The sequence below is a fragment of the Pseudomonas sp. GM48 genome, from assembly GCF_000282335.1.
Lineage (GTDB): Bacteria > Pseudomonadota > Gammaproteobacteria > Pseudomonadales > Pseudomonadaceae > Aquipseudomonas.
This window is the reverse complement of the sequence record NZ_AKJM01000193.1, coordinates 1-4947: the sequence shown is the minus strand read 5'-3', so window position 1 is coordinate 4947 and position 4947 is coordinate 1. Positions and strand designations below refer to the sequence as shown.

The 4947-nt window shown below is 61.3% G+C and carries 6 protein-coding genes; 2 read left to right on the top strand and 4 right to left on the bottom strand.

The annotated features are described in order from the left end of the window. Window positions 1–128 precede the first annotated feature (128 nt). Together PMI28_RS00190 and PMI28_RS00195 are read right to left on the bottom strand one after the other, a co-directional pair. On the bottom strand, window positions 129–1046 hold the full coding sequence (locus PMI28_RS00190) for a LysR family transcriptional regulator (RefSeq protein WP_007992927.1): 918 nt from the start codon (window positions 1044–1046) through the stop codon (window positions 129–131). Window positions 1047–1093: 47 nt separating this feature from the next. Further along, a complete protein-coding gene (locus PMI28_RS00195; protein ID WP_007992926.1) occupies window positions 1094–2083 on the bottom strand; it encodes an MBL fold metallo-hydrolase in 990 nt (329 codons plus the stop codon). A gap of 263 nt (window positions 2084–2346) precedes the next feature. On the opposite strand from PMI28_RS00195, the gene PMI28_RS00200 reads away from it, so the two are divergent. Further along, a complete protein-coding gene (locus PMI28_RS00200; RefSeq protein ID WP_007992925.1) occupies window positions 2347–2808 on the top strand; it encodes a helix-turn-helix domain-containing protein in 462 nt (153 codons plus the stop codon). Window positions 2809–2844: 36 nt separating this feature from the next. Here the strand turns inward: PMI28_RS00200 and PMI28_RS00205 are convergent, their stop codons facing one another. Both PMI28_RS00205 and PMI28_RS00210 read right to left on the bottom strand, forming a co-directional pair. Next, window positions 2845–3669: an alpha/beta fold hydrolase gene (locus PMI28_RS00205; protein ID WP_007992924.1), complete on the bottom strand. Its 825-nt coding sequence runs from the start codon at window positions 3667–3669 to the stop codon at window positions 2845–2847. Between the two features lie 34 nt (window positions 3670–3703). Then, window positions 3704–4279: a flavodoxin family protein gene (locus tag PMI28_RS00210; RefSeq protein WP_007992923.1), complete on the bottom strand. Its 576-nt coding sequence runs from the start codon at window positions 4277–4279 to the stop codon at window positions 3704–3706. A 308-nt stretch (window positions 4280–4587) separates the two neighbouring features. Between PMI28_RS00210 and PMI28_RS00215 the strand changes: the two genes are divergently transcribed. Next, on the top strand, window positions 4588–4947 hold a 360-nt coding region (locus tag PMI28_RS00215), incomplete at its 3' end, for a winged helix-turn-helix domain-containing protein (RefSeq protein WP_007992922.1).

Here is a 4947-nt window from a genome sequence, read left to right as displayed (position 1 = left end):
CTTTTGGGGCGTTTGCCAAAAGTGACCCGCTGTAAGAGCGGAACCATAAGCCGCCGTTACCGCAGAAACGGATATGTACTCAATCAACCCAGAACCTGGTCGGCCCAAAGGCCGCCAAGGTCAAAAGCCTAACGAACATCCAAAGCCACAGACATAAACTGACTGATCCGCGACCGCAACCAGCGCTCCGCCGGATCATTGTCATGCACCCCGCTCCAGGCCATCGACAACTGCGCCGCCTCAATCTCGAACGGCGGATCCTCGGCCCGCAACCTACACCCCTCCACCAACGCACACGCCGCATAATCCGGCACAGTGGCAATCATCTCGGTCCCGGCAAGCAACGCCCGCAACCCACTGAACTGCGGCACCCCCAGCACCACACGACGACTACGCCCAACCTTCGCCAAATCCAGATCGATATTGCCGCTCAAGTCACCGGAAAACGACACCATCGCATGGGGTCGCTCACAGTACTCATCCAGGGTCAACGTCCCCGGCCGGGTATCGCCGCGCAGCACTTTGCAGGGAATATCACGCAGCTTCTTGCGCTTGGCATTGGCCGGCAAATCCGTGGTGTAACTCACGCCCACCGAAATTTCCCCCGACGCCAGCAACGCCGGCATCAACAGATAATTGGCCCGCCGCACAACCACGACAATCCCCGGTGCCTCTTCCTGCAACTGACGCAACAACGGCGGAAACAAACCGAACTCGGCATCGTCCGACAGCCCGATGCGAAACACATCGCAACTGGTCGCCGGATCGAACTCCTTGGCCCGGCTGACCGCACCGGAAATGGTGTCCATCGCCGGCTGCAATTCCTTGAGAATCGCCAGCGCCCGCGCCGTCGGCTCCATGCCGCGACCATTGCGCAACAGCAACGGATCGTCGAACAGATCACGCAATCGCCCCAGCGCGGCGCTCACCGCCGGCTGGCCCATGAACAGTTTTTCCGCGACACGGGTCAGGTTCTTTTCGAACATCAGGGCTTCGAAAATCACCAGCAGGTTCATGTCGACGCGACGCAGATCGTTACGGTTCATAGGCACGGGTTCCTTGTATGTTCGGCCAGGCGCGAGTGCTATGGACTTTACTCGATCAACGGCACGTTTGCCGCTCGTTTGTACGGCCCGTACTCCACCGGCACCCACTCGAAATGCTTGCCTTGGGCGGTGATATGACCGATGCCGGGGAATGGCAGGTGCGCAGCCGTCACCCAGGTCTTGCTGGCGGCAGCGGCACTGAACACCTGGTTGCGACTGTTGATCGCTTGCCGGCTGTCGACGTCGAAACCGATCGATACCTCAGGGTGCAGAAACTGCACGGCGAGGTTGTGTACCAGGTCGCCCATGAACAGGATGCTTTGCCCTTGGGAGGTGAAACGGTACGTGGTGCTGCCCGGCGTGTGCCCGGCTTCCAGCTGCGCCTCGACCACACCCGGCAGCGGTGACTGGCCGGGGATGAAGGTCTTGAAACGGCCAGCGGCAACGTAAGGCGCGGTGGAGTCCTGGGCCACCTTGAAGAAGCCCTTGGCCGCTTCCGGTGCCTTGGCCAAGGCCTGCGGGTCGAGCCAGTAGTCGGCTTCGGCCTTGGCCGCGTACACCGTGGCGTTGGCGAACACCGGTTGCTGCTGACCGTCCACCAGACCGCAGACGTGATCCAGGTGCAAGTGAGTGATCAGGATGGTGTCCACCTGCTCCGGTTTGTAGCCGGCCGCTTGCAGGTTGGCCGGCAGCTGGCCGGCCGTAGGACCGATGCACTGCCCTGCCCCGGTATCAATAAGAACAAGCTGTTTACCGGTGTTGACCACAAAGGCGTTGAAGGCGGTCTGTACACCCTGGGTTTCAATCGAACGACGGGCCAGCAGTGCGCGGATCTGGCTCTGGCTCATGCCTTGCAACAGCTTCGGCGACAGGTCGTTGTAGCCGTCGAACAGCGCCGTCACTTCGTAATCCCCCAGCGCCAGCCGGAAGTAACCGGGTACTTGCGTGCCCACCTGCGCGGGCGCCTGGGCCAGTGCGTTGGCGGATATCAGAACCAGGCCGATGGCGCCCAGCGTTCCCTGCCATGTCCGTTTCATCTGCTCACCTTTTCCAGCCAACCGGCGGTCCGTTATGGCCCGCTCCACGTTGCGCATCTTGTGCCAATCGCCATTACTTACACTTGCAGCGATGTGCTCTGTTCACACCTTCGGGCATGGAATTAACAACGTTTAACTCGTCAGCCACTCGGGCCGCCTCCAACAATGAAGCCCTCAGCGCAGAACTGTTTTTTTCCAGAGTAACGGTGCTGATCGCTCGAACCGGGCGCCAGCGCTTTTCCTCCCCCGACCGGACAATGGCCATGGCTTATCCACAGCACACCACCGCCCGCGCACCTGCCAGCGAACCCCGCAAAACCAACACCGGTGGCCTCAGCCCGCAGCGCGAAAAACGGGTTAAACAACTAATCCTCGAACGCCTCGGCGACAGCCTGGAAGTCACCGAACTGGCACAGGCCTGCGCCCTCTCGCGCAGTCATTTTTCCCGCGCGTTCAAGTGCAGCACCGGCCTCTCGCCGCAAGAATGGATCCGCCAGCAGCGCGTTGCCCTGGCCAAACAATTGATCCAGTACACCGACATGAGCCTTACGCAGATCAGTCTCGAATGCGGCTTCTGCGATCAGGCGCACTTCTGCCACATCTTCACCCGCAGCGAAGGCATCAATCCGTTTGCCTGGCGCTGTCAGTTTGTCCGCGGCACCGCCCTCAACGGCAAAAGATCACTGCCTTCGCCAGCTCCTACGGGCATGCACGCTAGCGTGTAGGAGCTGACGGAGGCAGCGATCTTTTGAACTGGCTTTTTAACCTTTCAAGAACGCCAACAGATCCGCGTTGAGCTGATCCTTGTGGGTGTCCGTCAAACCGTGAGGGGCACCCGGGTAAATCTTCAGGGTCGAGCCCTTCACCAGTCGGGCCGAGGAGACGCCCGCCGCTTCGTACGGAACAACCTGATCCGCGTCGCCATGCACCACCAGAGTCGGCACGTCGAACTTCTTCAGGTCCTCGGTGAAGTCGGTTTCCGAGAACGCCTTGATGCAGTCATAGGCATTTTTGTGGCCGGCCATCATGCCTTGCATCCAGAACCAGTCGATCATGCCCTGGGACGGTTTCGCATCAGGTTTGTTGAAGCCGAAAAACGGGCCGCTGGCGAGGTCGATGTACAGCTGCGAACGATCGGCCAGCGAAGCCTGGCGGATGCCGTCGAACACTTCCAGCGGCAAGCCGCCGGGGTTGGCTTCGGTCTTGAGCATCAGCGGCGGCACCGCGGAAATCAGCCCGGCCTTGGCCACGCGACCGGTGCCATGGCGACCGATGTAACGCGCCACCTCGCCACCGCCGGTAGAGAAGCCGAACAGCACGACGTTTTGCAGATCGAGCAGCTCGATCAATTGCGCCAGATCGTCGGCGTAATGATCCATGTCATTGCCCGACCAGGGCTGGCTGGAACGCCCATGGCCCCGACGGTCGTGAGCGATGACCCGGTAGCCCTTGGAGGCCAGGAAAATCATCTGCGATTCCCAGCTGTCGGCATTCAGTGGCCAGCCATGGCTGAAGACAATCGGCTGGCCGGTGCCCCAGTCCTTGTAGTAAATCTCGACGCCATCGCGGGTAGTAAAGGTACTCATGGGTGATGTCTCCTTAACGAGTGTGAGGGGTGAATCAAACCGGAAGTTGGTTCATGCGATCTGCCAGGCGCGCCACCCGCTCGCCCAGGTGCGCGGCGGTGCAGCGATCCTCGGGCGGCGGGGCATCGTCGGGGGATTGCTCGACATTCGACTGGGCCATGGCGCCAAGTGAGCTGCCCAATCGATTCAGTTGTCCGTTGAACGCGCCAGTGCTGGAACGCGCCGGCAGCAGGTCAAGGCCGACCCAGATCATCGAATGCTGGGCGGCGAACACCGCCATCTGCAGCAAGGTGTTGAGTTTGTCGCCGCACAGGCAGCCGGAATTGGTGAAGCCGGCCGCGAGCTTGTCGCGCCAGGGCTGGGCCAGGTAGAACGCCGCCGTGGCCTCCATGAAGCCCTTGAAGGCCGCTGAGGCACTGCCCATGTAGGTCGGCGCGCCAAAGATGATGGCGTCGGCGTTGTGCAGCCGCGCCCAGTGCTCGTCCACTTCCTCGACCGGAATCAACTGGCAGGTGCTGCCCAGGTGCCGTTCCACGCCCGCGGCCACGGCTTCGGCCATGACCCGGGTGTGCCCGTAGCCACTGTGATAGACCACCACCACATTGCTCATTGCTCTGTCCTTGCGATGGGTTGAATTCCCTTGTAGGAGCAAGCTCGCTCCTACAGAGATAGAGTTTTGAGCGCAGACCGGATGCAGGACGAGTTAAACGTTGTTAATTTTCCATGGTGCGCAAAAAGCCCCGACAGGCCCTGTCCATCTGTCGCGCCCAATGTTCACGGGACCGACAGCCACTGGCCGATACGCGACAGTCAACGCCTGCACCCGACAGTCACCCGGGCGGTGCATTGCGCTACGTAAAAAACCTGAGGAAAATGCTCGAAAACCGCGTACTAGGCGGATGCAGCAGGAGCGACTCGTTGACCCTTTCTCCCGAACAGGCTGTGCATTTCGGCCCCTACCGGGTCTACCCCGAACAACGCCTGGTGATGGAGGCCGACCATCCCTTGCGCCTGGGCCGGCGCGCCATGGACATCCTGTTGATCCTGCTGGAGCACGCCGGCAACGTGGTCAGCAAGCAACAATTGATCGCCCGGGTCTGGCCCAACAGCGTGGTCGAAGACATCAATCTGCGGGTGCACATGGCCGCGTTGCGCAAAGCGCTCGGCGACGGCCAGGCGGGTCAGCGCTACATCATCACTGTGGCCCAGCGTGGGTACAGCTTCGTCGCACCGTACTCTCTGGAACAAACCGGGCAACCGCCGGCACCGGCGGCCGCC

Excerpts from the sequence above, each read along its gene's own strand:
- PMI28_RS00205 (WP_007992924.1), bottom strand. The coding sequence starts at position 3,669 with ATGAGTACCTTTACTACCCGCGATGGCGTCGAGATTTACTACAAGGAC.
- PMI28_RS00195 (WP_007992926.1), bottom strand. The coding sequence starts at position 2,083 with ATGAAACGGACATGGCAGGGAACGCTGGGCGCCATCGGCCTGGTTCTG.
- PMI28_RS00190 (WP_007992927.1), bottom strand. The coding sequence starts at position 1,046 with ATGAACCGTAACGATCTGCGTCGCGTCGACATGAACCTGCTGGTGATT.
- PMI28_RS00210 (WP_007992923.1), bottom strand. The coding sequence starts at position 4,279 with ATGAGCAATGTGGTGGTGGTCTATCACAGTGGCTACGGGCACACCCGG.
- PMI28_RS00200 (WP_007992925.1), top strand. The coding sequence starts at position 2,347 with ATGGCTTATCCACAGCACACCACCGCCCGCGCACCTGCCAGCGAACCC.